An 18,685-nucleotide genomic window follows, 5' to 3' on the forward strand; every position below is an offset into this window, starting at 1 on the left:
AATGAGTATATCATGTCGTTATGAATTTTTTTAGTGGAAGTTTTCGGAAAGTTCCCAAAGATTAGTCAAGGAGGACGTCATGAATTTATTCAGAAAAAAATCGATTAGTAAGCTCCTTCAAGAAGCTGGAAATAGAGATATTAAGCTTAAAAAGGAACTCGGGGCATTTGATCTTTCGATGCTAGGTATCGGCGCCATAATTGGCACGGGTATATTTGTCCTGACAGGGGTGGCGGCGGCCACGCATGCTGGTCCGGCCCTTATCATTTCGTTTATTTTATCAGGTCTAGCCTGTGTTTTCGCGGCCTTATGCTATGCTGAGTTCGCCTCAACCGTTCCCGTTTCTGGAAGTGCCTATACGTACAGCTATGCTACATTTGGCGAACTAATCGCCTGGATTCTTGGGTGGGTCCTCATTCTTGAATACGGCCTTGCCTCATCCGCTGTAGCAAGCGGGTGGTCGGGATACTTCCAAGGGTTGCTTGCCGGATTTGGCATCCATATCCCGGAAGCTCTTTCAAGCGCATATAACCCAGCAAAAGGGACCTATGTCGACCTCCCTGCGATTTGCATTGTTTTACTGATTACTATGCTTCTGACACAAGGGGTAAAGAAATCTTCACGGTTCAATGCCATAATGGTGTTCATCAAGATGGCTGTCATTCTGCTCTTTATCGGGGTTGGCGTATGGTATGTCGAGCCTGCGAACTGGACTCCATTTATGCCATTTGGCTTCTCCGGAGTTACAACTGGGGCTGCGACTGTCTTTTTTGCCTATATTGGGTTCGATGCGGTCTCGACAGCGGCAGAAGAGGTAAAGAATCCACAGCGGAACATGCCGATCGGGATTATTGCTTCCCTCTTGGTTTGTACGGTATTGTATATTGTCGTTTCACTTATTTTGACAGGAATCGTCCCTTATGACCAATTGAACGTTAAAAATCCTGTGGCGTTTGCGTTGAACTATATCCACCAGGATTGGGTGGCCGGCTTCATCTCGGTTGGCGCCATTACCGGAATTACTACCGTCCTTCTTGTCATGCTTTACGGCCAGACTAGGCTTTTTTATGCTATTTCGAGAGACGGTCTTCTTCCAAAAGTTTTTTCAAGGATTGACCAAAAGAAGCAAACTCCGGTTGTTAATTCGTGGATTACCTTCGTGATGGTCGGGGTATTCGCAGGGGTTGTCCCGCTGAACAGGCTTGCTGAGCTGGTAAATATCGGTACCCTGTTTGCTTTCATGACTGTATCCCTGGGCATATTGTATCTTCGGAAACATCATGTGCCGACAGGCAAAGGATTCAGGGTGCCTTTTGTTCCCGTCATTCCAATTTTGGCGTTCCTGTCCTGCGGTTATCTTGCCCTTCAGTTGCCATTAGCTACCTGGAAAGGGTTTTCCATCTGGCTGGCAATCGGAATCATCGTTTACTTTTCCTACGGAAGGAAGCATTCTGTTTTAAACAACTCAACGGAAGATTCATAAAGAAAACCACCTTCATATAGATTTTTGGATTTAGGCCCCTTGATAAAGGGGTCTATTTTTGTGGGCTTATTTTTTCATATTTGTCGAAACTTTACGATGTGGAGGCGGAATTTGACGAAATTTGGAGTATTTATAAAAAATATGTAATTAACTATCGTGGAAGATGGTAATATAAAGAAGGAAAAAAGTATTTTAAGGAGACAGCCAATGAATGGAAAATTACAAGACGTTAGAATGATTCCAGAAGAAGTGAAAGCTCTTAAACTTTTTTTCTATCTTTTTTATCCTACCTTTTTAGGAGTGGACCTCCTTTTATTTCTAGCTTTTAGAGGTAGTGATTCTTCTGCACATTATTTATACGATCCTTTGGAAGTTGCTTGGTACTATTTAATTGTATTAGGATTACTTCCGTTATCAATTTACTGGACCAAAAGGCGCTCTCCTTTTACAGTAAAATATTTGTTTTTTATTTGTTTTTCAATTGTTGATTTTGCCTATTTAATTTTTTCTTATTTAAACTCCGAGAAAAACTTATTAGTCGGAAATTTTGTAGAGCTTATATTCATTATGCTTGTCCCCATTTTTGTGAATAAAAGATATTTCTGGGTAGTGGCTATAGGAACAATAATTAAATATTTGACATGTGGAATTGTCCTGCAGACAACAGAAGCTTTTATGCCAATCGTTCTATACATGGTCATCTCATTTGTAGCCTATATTATACTTAATCGATTTTCATCCTATTTGAACGCCATTACTGAAGTATATGAAGAATTAAGGCGAAATGAAAAACTGGTTAGCATTGGCCAAATGGCTACCGGAATTGCTCACGAAATTCGCAATCCTTTAACAGCCTTGAAAGGATTTATCCAGCTTCAGCAAGAGTCAATGCATGAGAAAGACTACTCAATGATTATGAAACAGGAAGTTGACAGACTAACCACCATCGTAGACGATTTAATGATTTTGGGTAAACCCAAAAAATCCAACTTTAGTAAAATTAACTTGAAGGAAACCGTTGATTATGGGCTTTCGGTTGCTGAACAATTTGCGCGAGGGACCAACATTACGTTTATCAAAGAATTTGATGCAAATCCTGCTTATGTAAATGGAGATGATAAGTCGCTAAAGCAGGTTATTATCAATCTAGTCAAAAACTCAATTGAATCAATGCCACAAGAAGGCGTAATTAAAATTTCTCTAAAAACAACAGATAAAAACCAAATCATGTTATCGGTTTCCGATGAAGGCTATGGCATTCCGGCTGATCACATTAAAAAGCTGTGTGATCCGTTTTTTACAACGAAAAAAGACGGCACTGGCTTGGGGTTGATGGTAACCAGTCAAATTGTGAAGGACCATGGCGGCGATATTCATATCGATAGTGAAGTAAACAAAGGGACAAAATTTGACATTACTTTTCCAAAAGTACAATAAAACTCATTTATTCGAATAAAATCCATAAAATCAGGAAAAATTTCTACCATTATACATATTTAACCGATATGAGCTATGTATTGATAGTAGAAATTGTTTTATAATGTATTAGATACTGTATAAAATGGGAAAAAAACTAGAAATTAGTAATATATTTAAAGAAGAGGACTTTTACTTGCGAGGTATATACATGCAGAAACCTATTTATCAAAGCTTATTAACAGAGGAACAAAGGACATTGAAATGGTTTATTGCACTTTTTTATATCATTTCATTAGCCTTTGAATTCTTTTATGGATATGTATTGCCCAATTTTATGTCTGGTTTTAAAGACAATTCTCCTCCGGATTTATTGGGTAATTGGTTCTATGTTTTTATGTTTTTATTAATTCCCATATCTATTTATTTGAGCAAGGATAACAAGCTTCATTGGATTAAATATATTTATTTTATTTCCTATACATTTTTTTCATTGCTAAAAGACATACTAATGTTTTTCGGACATCCAGAACTTTTTAAAAGTGGAAATCCTATAGAAATTTTTTGGCTTTTAATGACACCTATTTTTGTTAATAGTAGGTTTTTCGTTGTAGTGGTAGTAGGTTTGATTCTTAAATATATAATTGCTGGATTTGTAATTCAATCCCCCAATGTAATAGGTGCAATAGTAATGATTGGTGCATTAGCTGTTTTTTCATATATATTGCTGAATCGATTTCAATCATATATTAATGCTGTTAAAACCTCTTATGATCAACAATTGGTAGGAATAGTTAAAGGCGTTATTTCTACCCTTGAACTAAAGGATCCTTATACAAGGGGGCATAGTGAAAGGGTTGCTAGTTATGCTTTATCATTAGCAAGAGAATTAGGTGAGTTTAGTAAGGAAGAGTTAAAAACATTTAATTATGCTTGTTTGCTTCATGATATCGGGAAGGTTCATATTCCAGACAATATACTAACTAAACCTACCGCACTCACAAAAGAGGAGTACGAAATTATTAAATCTCACCCAGAGGTCGGGGAACGGGCGGTAGCAAACGTTGATGGATTGCAAGGGAGCATATCTGTTATTCGTTCCCATCATGAACGCTGGGATGGCAAGGGATACCCTGATCAGCTAAAAGGTACAGAAATTCCTTACCTAGCAAGAATTTCTGCTATAGCAGATGCCTTCGATGCAATGACAAGCTCGCGTTCTTATCGAGATGCCTTGCCGATAGAAGAGGCTTACAAAAGGATAATAGAAGGAAAAGGAACTCAATTTGATCCGAGATTAGTAGAAGAGTTTATAAAAATATATCCCTCATGGGAAAAAATTCATTCCGAATGGAATAGTAAGCCGGCTGGTAATTTTACAAGTATAAATATTTAAATTTGAAAGGGAGGTGATTACATGAAAATCCGCAAGCTTAAGAAAGTAAAAGCAACAGCTGTTCCGTGCTGGTGGTGCTGGTTCATGTAATAAAATTACAACCTAAACGGGGGTGCATGCTATAGGCAATGCATCCTTTTTTATATAAGAGATAAGGTGATAGTATGAAAATAACAAATTTATCAAAAATCGAATTAGTCAGGATTGAAATTCGTCCGGATAAAAAGAACTTTATAGTAGAAGCTTTGGAAGCCAGAGAATTTTATGAAATGCCCGAGCCGGCAGTTGAAGCAATACGGTTGATAGAGCAAAAAATGCCCTTAAATGAGATAGAGGAAAAGCTGAGATATCATTATCCTAAAGAAGATATCGACATTTTGGATTTTGCAAACCAGCTAATTGAGCTTGGCCTGGTAAGTAAGGTTGACGGAGAAGAAGTTCATACACAAATAGATAAGAAGGAAGACCTTGGTTTCACTTGGATTCCAGCATGGGTTGGAAAAATGTTATTCAATCGAGGGAGTTACATCTTATTTGGGTTCATTTTTCTAATAAATATTCTTTATTTCATTGTGAAGCCGGATCTTTTCCCTAATTATAAGGATTATTTTGTATTTTCATGGATGTCCTTAAATATTCTGCTCTGGATTGCAATAGGGATGACGCTTTTGATCATTCATGAATTTGGCCATATTTTGGCAATGCGGTCTAATAATTTGCCGACCCGTCTAAGTATAGGCCATAGATTGATGTTCTTGGCTCTTGAGACAGACATGGAAGGTGCTTGGAAACTTCCTGCTGGAAAACGCAATGTTCTCTATCTCGGCGGCCTTTGTTTTGATATGACCATTTTGGGCATTGCACTTTCTGTCCAGTATTTTTATCCAACAGCTCCCGCTTTGCTCCTTGCAACTATGAAAATTGTGGTAATTGATATATTCATCCGATTCATTTTTCAATGCGGCGTGTATATGAAAACAGATTTCTACTTTGTGCTTGAGAGTAGTACCGGCAGTTACAATCTAATGGAAAATGCCCATCACTACATAAAAAGCTTCTTTAAAAAAGAAGCACGAAAGGCAGGGGAAACTGCCTATGAGGAAGAAAAAAGGACTATTAAGTGGTATAGTGTCATTTACTTCCTGGGAGTGATTTTAACCATTATGGTCTTTGCTTTCTATTCAGTCCCGCAGATTATCATGACAATGAGCCGTTCTATCGAAAGGCTCGGCAGCCCAATATTCTCAAAATCTTTCTTTGATGGGGCGATAGTCTCGATTCAAACCGTGATTGGATTAAGCCTCCTCCTCTACTCCTGGAACAAAAAGTACCGCCTTAAAAAAGAATAAGGGATTTTACGCCATTTCGGATCATGAGCCGGGATGGCTTTTTTGTGCTCTGAAAACGTTAAAGTGCTGTAATTCTGCGCCTAATTGCCCCTTTGTGTCTAATCTTTGTCAAATCCGGCGGAACTCAGGGGATTTTCCCCAGAGGATGGGGGAATACCCTGATACAGGCAAACAGTCTATATTTCCTACAATAAGAGTATCAAATTGAACTGTGCAATTTTTTAAGGAGGAACTCTCATGCAGGCAAATCTTGAAACTGAAAAAAAATCCGGCCGGTCGGTAAACGATGCTTTTGCATCCCATTTTGCCAAATCGATGTTTTTGGCGGTGAGCGGGCTTGTGATCCTGTCTTTCATCGGTACAAGGATGTTCACACATGTTGATTTAAACCTTTATGGATATATGGTTGGGACCATTGTTTTCCTTGGCGGATTTTTCTATCGGTTCATTGCTTGGGGAGAAAGGCCTCCGACAAAGATTTTTATAAAAAAGGGTATCAAGCTTCTATTCAGGAAATCGACTCCTAAAACAGCAACCGAGCAGCTTGTTACATACCGGTTCATCTGGAATCGCGGCCTGTATCGATGGACACAGCATATTATGATGGGCTGGGGCTGCGTAATAGCCCTACTTGTAACTTTTCCACTTGTCTTTGGCTGGATGTACTTTACGATGGCCGATAATGGCATGTACACCATCGTCTTAATGGGAATGAACATAATGACTGTCCCGGCAGACGGCTTCATCGCCTTCTTATCCTATAACGCTTTGAACATCTCCGCATTTATGGTCATCACCGGAGTATCAATGGCGCTGTATCGCCGCCTGAAGAATATGCAGGCCCGGGCGGAGCAGACATTCATTTACGACTTTCTGCCGCTGTATCTGCTGCTGTTTGTTTCAATAACAGGGCTGGCACTGACATTTATCAATATCGCGCTGCACGGCTTCGGCCATCAGGCGATGTCACTGATTCACCAGTATTCGGTTATCTTGACCCTGATATATATGCCGTTCGGAAAACTTGCCCATATCCCGTTCCGCCCGTTAAGCGTATTTGCGAGGAACTACCGAGAGCACTATGCGGAACAGGCCACAAAGGAATGCAAGGTTTGCGGTACAGGGTTCGTTTCTATCGAGCAATCAAATGATGTTATCGATGTGCTAGGGATGAACAATATAGAATTTGCGTCAAAAGAAGGCTTCCAGCTTGCGGAGCTCTGCCTTCCATGCCGCCGGAAATACCGGATCGCACAGTTTTCCGGAATTGCGACCCATCATGTGAAAGTAAAGGAGGCCAACCAGAATGCAAAAGGTTGAGTTCAGAAACGAACGGGATAAATTTTTCAGGGAAGTTGAAAACCTGACGCATCCGAATGAGACGCTCGTCAAAACACATTGCAGCTATTGTGCGATGCAGTGCGGGATGAACCTGAGGGTGAATACAGTAACCAATAAAATCATCGGCGTTGAGCCGCGCTATGACTGGCCTGTGACAGTTGGTAAAATGTGCCCGAAAGGCGTGACTGCTTACCAACAGGTCAATCACCCGGACCGGATTCTAAAGCCTTTAATCCGTGATGACGCATCCTTAAAAGGAACGAAAGAAGGTTTCCGGGAAGCAACGTGGGAAGAGGCGTACGACCTGATCATAAAAAACTTCAAGAAACTCCAGGCTGAATATGGCAAGGACAGCTTGTCCGTATACGGCGGCGTTTCAATGACAAACGAAAAATGCTACCTGACAGGGAAATTTGCCCGTGTTGGCTTGCAAACAAGATACATTGATTACAATGGCCGTTTCTGTATGTCGAGCGCGGCTGGCGGCTTGAATCGTTCTTTAGGGATTGACCGCGGTTCGACTGTTCCGTGGACGGATGTACATGAAACAGACTGCCTGTTCATCGCTGGCAGCAACACCGCTGAATGCCACCCGACCTCGATGTTCCGCATCTGGAATGTACAGGAACGGGGCGGTTATCTGATCATTGCCGACCCTCGTGAAACACCGATTGCGAGAAGGGCGGATGTTCATCTTGATCTTAAGCCGGGTACAGACCTTGCGCTTGCAAATGGTATTGTAAATTTGCTAATCCAAAACGGCTATGCGGATGAGGAATTCGTAAACAGCCATACAAATGGCTTTGCGGAACTAAAGGAACTTGTTAAAGAATTCACACCGGAATACACAAGCGAAATTACTGGAGTTGCAGCAGAGAAAATTATCCGTGCTGCCGAACTGTTCGGAAAGGCTCCAAATGCAATCGTTATGTTCGCCCGCGGGATTGAGCAGCAGCAGAAAGGCGTCGACAACGTTTCGGCTTATGTAAACATGTCACTAATCACTGGTAAAATCGGACGTCCAAAATCAGGCGTCGCAACGATTACCGGGCAGGGCAACGGCCAAGGCGGCCGGGAACACGGGCAGAAGGCTGACGCGCTTCCGGGTTACCGTAAGCTTGCGAATCCTGAGCATGTTAGGGAAATTGCAGAAGTATGGGGAATTAAACCGGAGGAAATGCCTCTCCCTGGCGTTTCCGCTTATGAAATGTTCGGACTCATGGAAAATAAGACAATCCGGGCATTATACCTGCTTTGTTCAAATCCGGCAGTATCCGCGCCGAACCTGAATTATGTAAGAGAGCAAATGAAAAATCTTGATTTCATGGTCTGTGTGGACTTCTATATGTCTGAATCCGCTGAGTTCGCCGACGTCATCCTGCCGACAACAACTTGGGCTGAGGATGAAGGAACGACAACGAATGTTGAAGGACGGATTATTAAAATCAACCAGGCGCAGGCTCCGCTTGGAGAATCCAAGCCAGACTGGCAGATTCAAATCGAAATTTCCGAGCGGATGGGACGTGGAGAATATTTCTCCCATCTCAAAACGCCTTTGGACATTTTTAATGAACTGCGCCGCGCATCAAAAGGCGGAATCGCGGATTACTCCGGAGTAACATGGGAAAAGATAGATAAACAGGATGGCGTATTCTGGCCATGCAAGAGCGAGGACGATACTGGGACACCGCACTTGTTCCTCGATAAAAAGTTCTACCATCCGGACGGGAAGGCAAAGCTGTTCGCCCTTCCATATACACCGCCAGCGGAGGAGCCGGACCAGGAATTCCCGCTTCGCCTGACGACCGGACGTGTTGTGTACCATTATCTATCAGGCAACCAGACTAGAAGAATTCCATTTTTACACGATATGTGTCCGGACCCGTTTGTCGAGGTCCATCCGGAAACAGCCGCGAAGTATGGCATCGAGCATGAGGAACGTGTTCTGCTTTATACCCGCCGCGGTGAAGCGGTCTATCAGGTGAAGATAACAGAAGCCATCCGAAAAGATACAGTCTTCGTTCCCTATTCATGGGGACATGAAAAATCTATCAATCTGCTAACCATCCCGGCGCTTGACCCGATTAGCCGGATGCCGGAATTCAAGGCCTGCGCCGCGCAGATTAAGAAAGTGCAAGCCGAAAAACACGAATTGAAGAAGGTGCAATAATGGATAAGAGGCTTTATATAGAACTTGAAAACTGTATAGGATGCCGCTCATGCCTAGCTGCCTGCACACAGTGCGGCGGGCATGAAGAGCGGAACAGGAATTACGTTTACGACGTAAACCCGCTTGTAGACCGGCAGACGATGCCTCTTATGTGCCTTCACTGTGTGAACCCGGCATGTGCGCGGAGCTGTCCTGCCCAGGCAATCCAAATCCATGAAACAGGCGCAGTCCTTTCCGCCCTTGTTGAAAAGTGCATCGGCTGCCAAAATTGTACAATCGCCTGCCCGTATGGCATACCGAAATTCGATACGGAACAGAACCTTATGTACAAATGCGACCTCTGCATTGACCGCTCGAAGGATGGAATCCCGCCAATGTGCGCGAGTGTTTGTCCGACCAATACACTGCAATGGCTGTCAGAAGAGGAAATTGATATGAAAAGACAGCAATTCAACCTCGACAATGGCGGGAAGTGGGTAACAAGCCTGCCATATCTTGAAGGGGAAACAAACGTAAAAGTAAACCTGCCGGGCATCCTGCAGGGCGTTACGAAACTGTTTTAGGAGGGATTGGCATGGCAGAGAAAAATAATAAAATCCCGTTCGAAGAAGATAACTATACACATAATATAAACCGCAAAAACGAACGAAAGCTTGACCGGCGCGGCTTTATGAAAACACTTGTCGGCGCGGCCGGCGTGTTCGCCGTCTCGTCCCTTCCATGGGGCGCGATGGCCGCCAAGGAACTGATGGGCCTCGGCGAAAAGGAATATCCGCGTAAAAAAATCGCCAGCCTTGATTCAGTGGCTGTCGGTGACGCAGTTGAATTTGCTTTTCCCGGCGAACATGACAGCGCGATTATGATCAGGCTGTCCGAGACAAAATTCGTCGCTTACCAAAATGCGTGTACCCATTTGCGCTGCCCTGTTTTCTGGGATAAAGCGGAGAAGGACCTGCTTTGCCCGTGCCACCATGGAAAATTTGACGTCGAGACAGGAGCGCCGACTGCGGGGCCGCCAAGAAGGCCGCTTCCAGAGATCTTTGTAAAGGTCGACAAAGGCGCAGTTTATGCAACAGGGGTGAAACGCTATGAAGCCTAGTAAGGTGAACTTTTTCATCCTCTGCGCCGTCCTGATGCTGAACATCGTATGCACCCATTTCATGGTCCAGCAGTATTTTTTCGAAAACTATGCCAACTCGCTCATTTTTGGCGCTTTGAACATCGTGCTCTTCCCATTTGCGCTATACATTTATAAAAGGGACAGGAAGCAGGAGCGTGAAAGCCGATGATGAACAGCGAAACATACATCGACTTTTGTTTTGCCAGGAAGGAAGCGGGGAGTTTTTCGCAGGAAGTGGATTCCTTGCTGAAGGAACTTTTTTCCGGCAAGCGCCTGAACTGGTACCTTGAAGAAAAAATGGTTGACGGTGCGGACGTGGTCATTGCCGAAATTAAAGGAATGAGCCCCTTCCAGACAGAGGAAGAAACGATTCATTATATCGAAACAAAAGCCAGCGAAGCATTCTGGGAGTACCTGCAAGGCTACAAAATCTTTGTTTATCCCAACAAGAGAGGGTGCGGCAGTTGTGGAACCCATTAACCTGAAGGAACTGAAGCATTTTGAGGGAGCCCATGTCGAGCTTGCGATCAAAGACAGGGATGGCGGCGAACAGGCCCCGGCAATCCGGAAAACAATCAAGTATGTATTGCTTTGCCCGGATGGAACGCATATACGATTTTATTTTGATAAAAATAAATTCCTGGCCGTCCCGATTACCAGTGAATTCGGCGGCTCTGAACAAGAATTGACAGCCTATGATGCTGGCAGCGGACTTTCGTACTCGGTTAAAATAACGGGCTAAACAGCCGGCGTGCCGCATTGAATAGAAGGAGGAAGCCTGATGGATGCTATGGCAGGGAATAAAGAAATCAGCTCGTATATCATTCACTCCCAGGAAGACGAATTAAAAAGGATTGCGCTCGACTTGCATGAGGGAGTCGGCCAAAATCTGTACAGCGTCTTCAATGGCCTTCAGTTTATTCAGGCTTCGATACAGGACCAGGGAATGAAGGCATATGTGAACGAAATGTCGCAGCTCATGGAGAGGACAATCCAAGAAATCCGCCTTCTATCCGTTGAATTGCATCCTCCAACTTTAAGCACTCTTGGATTCGTACCTGCGATGAAAAGCTATATTAAGCTTTATACGTCCACATTCGGCATTCTTGTCGATGTCGAGGCGGAGGGCGAAGAACAGGCTATTTCCGAAAAAGGAAGGATTGCCGTGTTCCGGGTTTGCCAGGAGGCTTTGGCGAATATTGCGAAATACGCGGATACATGCCATGTCCGCCTCCACATCCACTGGTCGGCCGATTCCCTTACAGTTTCCATCAAGGATTTTGGCAAGGGGTTCAATCTTGAAGATAGCTTTCTGCCCTTCCAGTCATCAGGGCTTGCAGCAATGAAGGAAAGGATGCTTCTTGCTGGCGGGAATTGCCATATTTCCTCTACAATAGGGGAAGGGACATTGATTGAATTGACCCTGCCGCTTAACTAGCCGGCCAGGGTATTTTTATTAAAGAAAGCTGTCCATAAGTAAAAGGGGGATTTGCTTTGATTAACATCCTGCTTGTAGATGACCATGCGGTCGTTCGGATGGGCCTTTCCATGCTTCTCAATTCTCATGCGGATATGAGGGTGGTGGGCGAGGCATCCGAAGGGAACGAAGGGATTAAAAAAGCGTTGGAGCTCAAGCCAAATGTTGTCATTATGGACCTCAGCATGCCCCATGGAAAGGATGGGCTATCAGCAACAGGTGAACTGAAGAAACTGATGCCTGGCGTCAACATCCTGATCTTGACGATGCATGATGATGAGGAATATTTATTCCGGGCGATCCAGGCCGGTGCATCGGGCTGTATTTTGAAAAGCGCCCCGCACGATGAGCTTTTGTCCGCAATCGAGACTGTTGCGAAAGGCGATGCTTATCTGCACCCATCCGCAACAAAGCGGCTGATGGAGGAATACATGGGCGCTGTCAGGCAGGGAAGCGCGGATATCTTCAATCTTTTATCAGATAGGGAAAAGGAAGTGCTAACCCTAGTTGCAAAAGGATTTTCGAACAAGGAGATTGCCGAACAGCTCGTAATTTCCGTGAAAACGGTTGAAACGCATAAAAGCAATGTGATGGAAAAACTGCAATTGAAAACGAGGCCAGAGCTCGTCCAATACGCCATTAAAAAAGGGCTATTGGGATATGGCCTTTAAGGGGAGTCATCCGGCATGGAAAAATTAAGGGGCCTTCAGCCTGTCATTGAAAAATGCGAACAGCTTCGGGAAGCAATTGGCTGCGATTTTGTCGGACTCGCCCTCCAAAACAGGGTAGGCCTTGATATCCGCTGGCATTTTGCATCCGGGAATCTAAATGATAAGTACGAGCGGATCACAGTCCGATATGGAAAAGGAATTGCCGGTAAGGTGATTTCTAGCGGAAGCCCCCTTTTGGTGGAAAATTTCCCGGACAACATTCTTGGCAAAGCGACCGATTACCCAATCATGCTGGCGGAGAAATTGAGGTCGTCCTACGCGGTTCCGTTATTTTTTAAAGGAATGCCCAAAGGGGTGCTTCTGGCCGGAAACAGGACAGCCCGCTCATTCAGCGTCCAATGGTGTTCAGCGGCTAGGGAGACCGCGGTTGCGCTTGAGAAAATTCTTGATGGGCAAATTTACTTTGAATGACGGAGGCTCTTTATGGTAAAAGAAAACGGTTGGGGACAGAGGCAGGATTTTGGTGACGGGGTTTTGCTTGTTGATGACGCCGGCAAAGTCCAATACATAAATGAACAAGCGCGATTGAAATTCAGATACAATCATGGAACACGCCCGGAGATGGGGCTATACTTTGGTGATTTCCTTCCAGATATTGATTTGGGAACAGTGGCAGAAGGAATCGTGACAAGTGCATATGGACGCAATGCAGAGGGGGAGACATTTCCGCTCTTTTTCAGTATAAACAGCTTTTTGCTCGATGGGAAAAAATATGTCCTCGTCATTTTTCAGGACATTAAAAACAGGGGCAGGCTCGACAAGGAACTTTCCGAACCGCTGAACGAATTAGTCGACCTGAAATTCGCGCTTGACCAATCAGCGATTGTTGCCATTACGGACAGGCGCGGGACGATTAAATATGTCAATGACAAGTTTTGCGAGATTTCGAAGTATAGGGCCGAAGAGCTGGTCGGACAGGATCACCGGATAATCAATTCCGGCTGCCACCCGAAGGAATTTTTCACTAGGCTTTGGCAGACAATTTCAGCGGGGGAAGTCTGGCAGGGTGAAATCAAAAACCGGGCAAAGGACGGGAGTTATTACTGGGTGGATACGACGATTGTTCCGTTTTTGGATGAAGGAGGGAAGCCGTATCAATATATGGCCATCCGCTTTGAGATTACGGAACGAAAACGGATGGAAGGCGAGCTGCAAAAAATGATGACCCGGATCATCGATGTTCAGGAGGATGAACGAAAGCGGCTGTCGCGTGAGCTCCATGATGGCCTCGGCCAGAATCTCTACAGCCATCTGATTACGATTAACCGGCTGCTGTCGGAAATCGAACATCCCCTCCTTGTCCAAATGCAGGAGGAAACAATGGAGATGATTGAGGAAATTCGGGACCTTTCGTGGGAGCTTCGTCCATCCGTCCTTGATGACCTTGGCCTTGTCCCGGCCATCCGATCCTTTTTGAACCGTTATTCCAGCTATTACAATATTTCTGTCCATTTTGAATGTGTCCTTGGCCGCCGGCTTCCGGCAAGTACGGAAACGACGATTTACCGCGTCATACAGGAGGCGCTTACCAACACCCGGAAATATGCGGATGTTGATGAAGCATTCGTTGTAATCCGTGAATACAACGATGCCGTCCGCGTGATGATTGAGGACCGCGGAAAAGGATTTACCGCTGGGGTGGGTCCGCGCGGTGTCGGTCTTTTCAGCATGGACGAACGTGCCAAGGCTTCGGGCGGTGAACTGCAAGTTACATCGGAACCGGGAAAGGGGACGAAGGTTATCCTTGAGGTCCCGATTTTGGGACAGAGAACAGACAAACTCTGAATCTCTGTAACGAATTGGGTGTTATGCGACAGTAACGACCAGGAAAACGGTAACGGGAATTCTGCTTGTTATTTAAAAATATTAGTGAGGTGCGGAATGTGAAAACGGAAAAACAGAAAATGCTCGCGGGCGAGATGTATAATCCTGCTGATCCTGAATTGCTAGAAGGTCGGTTCAACGCGCGCAGGCTGACGAATGCCTATAACCGTACAGCGGAAACCGAACTTGAGAAGCGGACAGAAATCTTGGAGGAGCTTTTGGGTTCACTCGGCAAAAATACCTTCATCGAACCTAGCTTTCGATGTGACTATGGCTCGAATATTTATACCGGTGATAACTTTTACGCCAATTTTGACTGCGTCATACTTGATGTATGTGAGGTGCGGTTCGGTGATAACTGCATGCTGGCCCCCGGTGTGCACATTTACACGGCAACCCATCCTTTAAAGGCTGTAGAGAGGAACTCTGGCCGTGAATTGGGCAAGCCTGTAACGATTGGCAATAATGTTTGGATTGGCGGCCGGGCTGTTATTAATCCGGGAGTGACAATCGGGGATAATGCCGTTATCGCATCTGGAGCGGTTGTCGTGAAGGATGTTCCTGCAAACGCAATTGTCGGCGGAAACCCGGCAAAAGTTATTAAATTTATTGAGGAATGATTGTGAAACGGCAGTCAGGAACCACGGCATTGTACGTGGCGATTCAGCTGCTGTTTTTTTGTAGTTGTGTGAGAGGAGGGAATATCTCAAGACCGTTTGGAGTGATTTTTTGAAGTGAAACGGTCTTGACATAGTTTCTCAAGACCGTTTGGGGTGATATTTAGAAGTGAAACGGTCTTGACGGGGTTACTCAGGACCGTTTGGAGTGATTTACGAAACGAAACGGTCTTGATGAGGATTTTCCCATTGGAGTGGCTTTTACAAACCAAGCAGTTCCCTAAGTAAAAGAAGGAAACACCAAAAACCGGCTAGGGGTTGCCACTAACGGGTTCGGTTTTCGAGTACAAAAACTTCATTCGCATACAAATTAGCAGTCCAATTCGCAACTGAATTGGACTGCATCTTTTTGCTGATATTTCAACGTTTGCTGTGCATTTAATGGTGTTTTAGCACTTCAATTCGTACCCCTTTTAGCGAGATGCCAAAATTGCTATGCGAATTGGTGTGCTAAAAATGATAAATTGGTTTTTGGATATTTATGTTAAAATGATAAGAGAGCTTTTTCAACATAAGGTTTGTTGAAGAAGATTAAGCTATAATTTAGATAATACTTAACAGAAAGAGGTTCCTTTTGCACGAAAACAATCAGGAATTAACTTCACAAGAACAATGGATTGAGGCATTTCCAGTCCAAAATCACGCGCGAAACTGACTTAGGACTCGGAACGTATTTTATTCAGAAATCCTAACAACATTGCTTTTTGGGGATATGTTGCTCAAGGAGTGATTGACCTCCATTTTAATTACAATTAACGGAGGGGAAGTTTAAGACTTGCTGACATTAATATTTGATACACCCAAAAATATTTGATACACCCAAAAAAATACAATATATTGCTTCTTCCGAATGATACAATTTAAAAAAATAATCACTTTATGTTCAATGGAATGAGGTCTATATGTTTTTATTAATGTTTTTTCTCAGATATGTCATGGAGCAGCCTCTTTTGTGTTTCGGAACATTGTTTCTTTCTGTGTATGGTATTATATTATCTAGTATTAGTCTCATATTTAGAAAATCATCTATTGTCCAGGTAAGTCGAATTCTGCTTTGCTTGGTAATTCCATTTACAAACTTTACAATGTATCTATCTAGCTTTGTTGGAAATGCAGCAGATGGGTTTAAATTTGTTCCATTTAACACTGTGGACAAATTAACGCTCGTATGTCAAATCTTGTTTATTCTCTTACCTGAATTCTTTTGGATTCTCTCCCTAAAAATAAACACAAAGCATTACCGTTTTTTACCTTGGTTTTATCCTATTGGATTTATAGCTGTATTTAAAATCCTTTCTAACTACCAATAAGGAAAAAGTATCTTTTTATCACTTTAATCACTTCAAAGGTATTTCGTCCATAATAATCAAGATAGTATTAAAATCCTTATTTTATGAGTGTTTTGTGAATAGTTATACTTAAACTATAGGAGGCCTATATACAACAATGCACTACTATAAAAAAGCTCAGAGTAAAAATGGCTCTGAGCTTTTTTGCGTTCTAATTTTACTGCTAAAGTGTCTGCGCTAATTCAGTTGCAATTTTCTGTGCTAAAAGCACTGCTAATTTGAAGTTTGTACTTCAAAACCGAACCCGTTAGGTTGCCACAGCCGGTTTTTCCTGTTTTTAAAGGCCGGTATTTGCTCTTACGAGGATTTCATCAAAATTCCGTGCATCCTCTTTCTTTGTGGAGAGGAGGGTCCCGACAAAGGCTGCTAAAAAGCCCATCGGGATGGAAACGATGCCCGGGTTTGTCAGGGTGACAAGCGGCTTGCCAACAAAAATGGCCGCTCCGGCTTCAGGGGACCAGATATTTGGTGAAATCGCCACCATGATAAGAGCACTGCCTAAACCAACAACCATCCCGGTGATGGCCCCGGTAGTGTTGAGCTTTTTCCAAAAGATTGTCAGTAAAATAACGGGCAAATTGGCGCTTGCCGCAACGGCGAAAGCAAGGGAGACAAGGAACGCTACGTTCATCTTCTGGGCAAATAGAGCCAGCAAAATTGAAAGGACCGCTACCCCGACAGAAGCATAGCGCGCCACCCGTACCTGCTGTTTCTCTGTTGCCGAGCCCTTTTTTAAAATATGTGCGTAAAAATCATGCGCAAACGCGGATGCCGCTGAAAGGACGAGTCCGGCTACCACCGCAAGGATTGTCGCGAAAGCAACAGCCGAAATGAATGCAAACAGGAATTCCCCACCGATCGCCTCGGCAAGCAGCGGCGCAGCCATGTTGCCGGCAGCATTGGCGGCGACAATTTTATCATAGCCGACGAACGCCGCCGCCCCAAAGCCGAGAAACACGGTCATGACATAGAATATGCCGATGATCCAGGTTGCATATATTACCGACTTCCGGGCTGTAATCGCATCTTTCACAGTGAAAAAGCGGATCAGGATATGCGGTAGCCCTGCCGTTCCCAGTACAAGGGCAAGGTTCAACGAAATAGTATCCAGCGGATTCTTGAACTTATTGCCTGGATTCAAAAAGGCTTCCCCAAGCGGTGTCGACGTCTTCATTTCGTTAAACATCTTGAACACGCTGAAATCAAATTTTGCGAAAACGATGAATGAAATAATGAATGTACCTGCCATCAGCAGGACGGCTTTTGCAATTTGCACCCAGGAGGTAGCTGTCATGCCGCCGAAGACAACATAAACGGTCATGAGCGTTCCCACAATGAGAACGGAGTACACATAATCGATACCGAGAAGCAGTTTTATAAGTGCGCCGGCACCGACAAGCTGGGCGATCATATAAAAAATCGAAATTGTAATCGTGTTAAGAGCAACGACGCCGCGAACCTTCTTTTCCTTAAAACGGGCTGCAATCATGTCTGCCATTGTATATTTCCCAAGATTCCTTAATGGTTCCGCAACAAGATAAAGGACGACAAGATAGGCGACCAAAAACCCAATGCTATAAAAGAAACCGTCGAATCCGGAGAGCGCAACCATCCCCGCGATGCCGAGGAATGAGGCAGCGGACATATAGTCGCCGGCAATCGCGAGACCATTCTGGAAACCGGTCAGGCTGGAATCGGCTGTATAAAAATCACTGGTCGTCTTCGTCCTTTTCGAAGCAAAATACGTGATGACGAGCGTAAGAAGGACGATGGCCAAAAACAGGGAAAATGCTACAGTGTTCATCGCTGGGCCCTCCGTCCAACATTTTGTTTAATTTCATCAACAAGGCCATCAAACCTGGCTGCCTTCTTCGTATAAATAATACATAATGCCCATGTCATGATGAATTGCGCAAACGCGAATACCCAGGCCCAGCTGACCGGGCCGAATGCGGGGTTGTTTAGGACCGTCGAATATGCGGTCATTACTGGAAGTGTGAAGTAAAAGGCTAGGAAGAACAAACAGGCCGGCAGTATAAATTGCCGTTTTTCCCGGAGCAGCTGCTGAAATAAAGTCGATTGGACGATTTTTGAATAGTCTAAAGAGGGGGGTGAAAGATCTGTTTGCTTTAAATGCTTTTCCTTAAGAGCCATGAGTAATTCCTCCTTGTTGAAAAGTAGTTTCTATTAAAATCAACGTTATTATATAACTATCAAAATAGTTTGTAAATTCTGAACAAAAGCGGTTTTTAAAGGAATCTATCCGATTTTCCCAATGCCATTTTAATAGTAAAAGCTTGTCTTTTTAGTCTTCAAATGGTTGGAATCAGGACGGATTTACTAGACTTCTAT

The 18,685-nt window shown here is 43.9% G+C and carries 18 protein-coding genes; 16 read left to right on the top strand and 2 right to left on the bottom strand.

Features of this window, described 5'->3' with window-relative positions; translation table 11 throughout:
- The first annotated feature begins 79 nt into the window (after window positions 1–79).
- The 16 genes from AR337_RS12890 (at window position 80) to AR337_RS12965 (ending at window position 14,927) form a co-directional block, all read left to right on the top strand.
- Window positions 80–1,483: an amino acid permease gene (locus AR337_RS12890; RefSeq protein ID WP_059172427.1), complete on the top strand. Its 1,404-nt coding sequence runs from the start codon at window positions 80–82 to the stop codon at window positions 1,481–1,483.
- Window positions 1,484–1,690: 207 nt separating this feature from the next.
- Window positions 1,691–2,920 (top strand): ATP-binding protein, encoded by a 1,230-nt coding sequence (locus AR337_RS12895; protein ID WP_059172428.1) that lies wholly within the window; start codon window positions 1,691–1,693, stop codon window positions 2,918–2,920.
- Between the two features lie 190 nt (window positions 2,921–3,110).
- Window positions 3,111–4,295, top strand: coding sequence for an HD-GYP domain-containing protein (locus AR337_RS12900; protein ID WP_059172746.1), 1,185 nt, complete (start codon window positions 3,111–3,113; stop codon window positions 4,293–4,295).
- 164 nt (window positions 4,296–4,459) lie between these two features.
- Window positions 4,460–5,644 (top strand): hypothetical protein, encoded by a 1,185-nt coding sequence (locus tag AR337_RS12905; RefSeq protein WP_059172429.1) that lies wholly within the window; start codon window positions 4,460–4,462, stop codon window positions 5,642–5,644.
- Between the two features lie 237 nt (window positions 5,645–5,881).
- Window positions 5,882–6,964: a hypothetical protein gene (locus AR337_RS12910; protein WP_059172430.1), complete on the top strand. Its 1,083-nt coding sequence runs from the start codon at window positions 5,882–5,884 to the stop codon at window positions 6,962–6,964.
- Window positions 6,951–9,155, top strand: coding sequence for a molybdopterin oxidoreductase family protein (locus AR337_RS12915; protein WP_059172431.1), 2,205 nt, complete (start codon window positions 6,951–6,953; stop codon window positions 9,153–9,155). The genes AR337_RS12910 and AR337_RS12915 overlap by 14 nt, the downstream gene beginning before the upstream one ends.
- Complete coding sequence (locus AR337_RS12920) at window positions 9,155–9,718, top strand: 4Fe-4S dicluster domain-containing protein (RefSeq protein ID WP_059172432.1); 564 nt, start codon at window positions 9,155–9,157, stop codon at window positions 9,716–9,718. Before AR337_RS12915 ends, AR337_RS12920 begins: the two co-directional genes overlap by 1 nt.
- An 11-nt stretch (window positions 9,719–9,729) precedes the next feature.
- On the top strand, window positions 9,730–10,254 hold the full coding sequence (locus AR337_RS12925) for a Rieske 2Fe-2S domain-containing protein (RefSeq protein WP_059172433.1): 525 nt from the start codon (window positions 9,730–9,732) through the stop codon (window positions 10,252–10,254).
- Window positions 10,244–10,444 carry a hypothetical protein gene (locus tag AR337_RS12930; RefSeq protein ID WP_059172434.1) on the top strand — a complete coding sequence of 67 codons (201 nt, stop codon included), beginning with the start codon at window positions 10,244–10,246 and terminating at the stop codon, window positions 10,442–10,444. The genes AR337_RS12925 and AR337_RS12930 overlap by 11 nt, the downstream gene beginning before the upstream one ends.
- Complete coding sequence (locus tag AR337_RS12935) at window positions 10,441–10,755, top strand: hypothetical protein (RefSeq protein WP_253701705.1); 315 nt, start codon at window positions 10,441–10,443, stop codon at window positions 10,753–10,755. The genes AR337_RS12930 and AR337_RS12935 overlap by 4 nt, the downstream gene beginning before the upstream one ends.
- On the top strand, window positions 10,742–11,017 hold the full coding sequence (locus AR337_RS12940; protein WP_059172435.1) for a hypothetical protein: 276 nt from the start codon (window positions 10,742–10,744) through the stop codon (window positions 11,015–11,017). The genes AR337_RS12935 and AR337_RS12940 overlap by 14 nt, the downstream gene beginning before the upstream one ends.
- 39 nt (window positions 11,018–11,056) lie before the next feature.
- Window positions 11,057–11,713 carry a sensor histidine kinase gene (locus AR337_RS12945; protein ID WP_059172436.1) on the top strand — a complete coding sequence of 219 codons (657 nt, stop codon included), beginning with the start codon at window positions 11,057–11,059 and terminating at the stop codon, window positions 11,711–11,713.
- A 56-nt stretch (window positions 11,714–11,769) separates the two neighbouring features.
- Window positions 11,770–12,423, top strand: coding sequence for a response regulator transcription factor (locus tag AR337_RS12950; RefSeq protein WP_059172437.1), 654 nt, complete (start codon window positions 11,770–11,772; stop codon window positions 12,421–12,423).
- A 15-nt stretch (window positions 12,424–12,438) separates the two neighbouring features.
- Window positions 12,439–12,894, top strand: coding sequence for a GAF domain-containing protein (locus AR337_RS12955; protein WP_059172438.1), 456 nt, complete (start codon window positions 12,439–12,441; stop codon window positions 12,892–12,894).
- 12 nt (window positions 12,895–12,906) lie between these two features.
- Window positions 12,907–14,268 (top strand): PAS domain-containing protein, encoded by a 1,362-nt coding sequence (locus AR337_RS12960; RefSeq protein ID WP_082686968.1) that lies wholly within the window; start codon window positions 12,907–12,909, stop codon window positions 14,266–14,268.
- Window positions 14,269–14,366: 98 nt separating this feature from the next.
- Window positions 14,367–14,927 (top strand): maltose acetyltransferase domain-containing protein, encoded by a 561-nt coding sequence (locus AR337_RS12965; protein WP_059172439.1) that lies wholly within the window; start codon window positions 14,367–14,369, stop codon window positions 14,925–14,927.
- Window positions 14,928–16,610: 1,683 nt separating this feature from the next.
- Here the strand turns inward: AR337_RS12965 and AR337_RS12975 are convergent.
- Window positions 16,611–18,137: a cation acetate symporter gene (locus AR337_RS12975; RefSeq protein WP_059172441.1), complete on the bottom strand. Its 1,527-nt coding sequence runs from the start codon at window positions 18,135–18,137 to the stop codon at window positions 16,611–16,613.
- Complete coding sequence (locus tag AR337_RS12980) at window positions 18,134–18,487, bottom strand: DUF485 domain-containing protein (protein WP_059172442.1); 354 nt, start codon at window positions 18,485–18,487, stop codon at window positions 18,134–18,136. Before AR337_RS12980 ends, AR337_RS12975 begins: the two co-directional genes overlap by 4 nt.
- Window positions 18,488–18,685: the final 198 nt, after the last annotated feature.

Origin of the sequence: Bacillus sp. FJAT-27445 (assembly GCF_001510665.1) — a bacterium.
GTDB lineage: Bacteria > Bacillota > Bacilli > Bacillales > Cytobacillaceae > Bacillus_D.

Bases quoted from the DNA above. Each gene is read 5' to 3' on its own strand.
- AR337_RS12955 (WP_059172438.1), top strand. From the start codon at position 12,439: ATGGAAAAATTAAGGGGCCTTCAGCCTGTCATTGAAAAATGCGAACAG.
- AR337_RS12890 (WP_059172427.1), top strand. From the start codon at position 80: ATGAATTTATTCAGAAAAAAATCGATTAGTAAGCTCCTTCAAGAAGCT.
- AR337_RS12960 (WP_082686968.1), top strand. From the start codon at position 12,907: ATGGTAAAAGAAAACGGTTGGGGACAGAGGCAGGATTTTGGTGACGGG.
- AR337_RS12930 (WP_059172434.1), top strand. From the start codon at position 10,244: ATGAAGCCTAGTAAGGTGAACTTTTTCATCCTCTGCGCCGTCCTGATG.
- AR337_RS12895 (WP_059172428.1), top strand. From the start codon at position 1,691: ATGAATGGAAAATTACAAGACGTTAGAATGATTCCAGAAGAAGTGAAA.
- AR337_RS12935 (WP_253701705.1), top strand. From the start codon at position 10,441: ATGATGAACAGCGAAACATACATCGACTTTTGTTTTGCCAGGAAGGAA.
- AR337_RS12975 (WP_059172441.1), bottom strand. From the start codon at position 18,137: ATGAACACTGTAGCATTTTCCCTGTTTTTGGCCATCGTCCTTCTTACG.
- AR337_RS12925 (WP_059172433.1), top strand. From the start codon at position 9,730: ATGGCAGAGAAAAATAATAAAATCCCGTTCGAAGAAGATAACTATACA.
- AR337_RS12945 (WP_059172436.1), top strand. From the start codon at position 11,057: ATGGATGCTATGGCAGGGAATAAAGAAATCAGCTCGTATATCATTCAC.
- AR337_RS12905 (WP_059172429.1), top strand. From the start codon at position 4,460: ATGAAAATAACAAATTTATCAAAAATCGAATTAGTCAGGATTGAAATT.
- AR337_RS12920 (WP_059172432.1), top strand. From the start codon at position 9,155: ATGGATAAGAGGCTTTATATAGAACTTGAAAACTGTATAGGATGCCGC.
- AR337_RS12980 (WP_059172442.1), bottom strand. From the start codon at position 18,487: ATGGCTCTTAAGGAAAAGCATTTAAAGCAAACAGATCTTTCACCCCCC.
- AR337_RS12910 (WP_059172430.1), top strand. From the start codon at position 5,882: ATGCAGGCAAATCTTGAAACTGAAAAAAAATCCGGCCGGTCGGTAAAC.
- AR337_RS12915 (WP_059172431.1), top strand. From the start codon at position 6,951: ATGCAAAAGGTTGAGTTCAGAAACGAACGGGATAAATTTTTCAGGGAA.
- AR337_RS12900 (WP_059172746.1), top strand. From the start codon at position 3,111: ATGCAGAAACCTATTTATCAAAGCTTATTAACAGAGGAACAAAGGACA.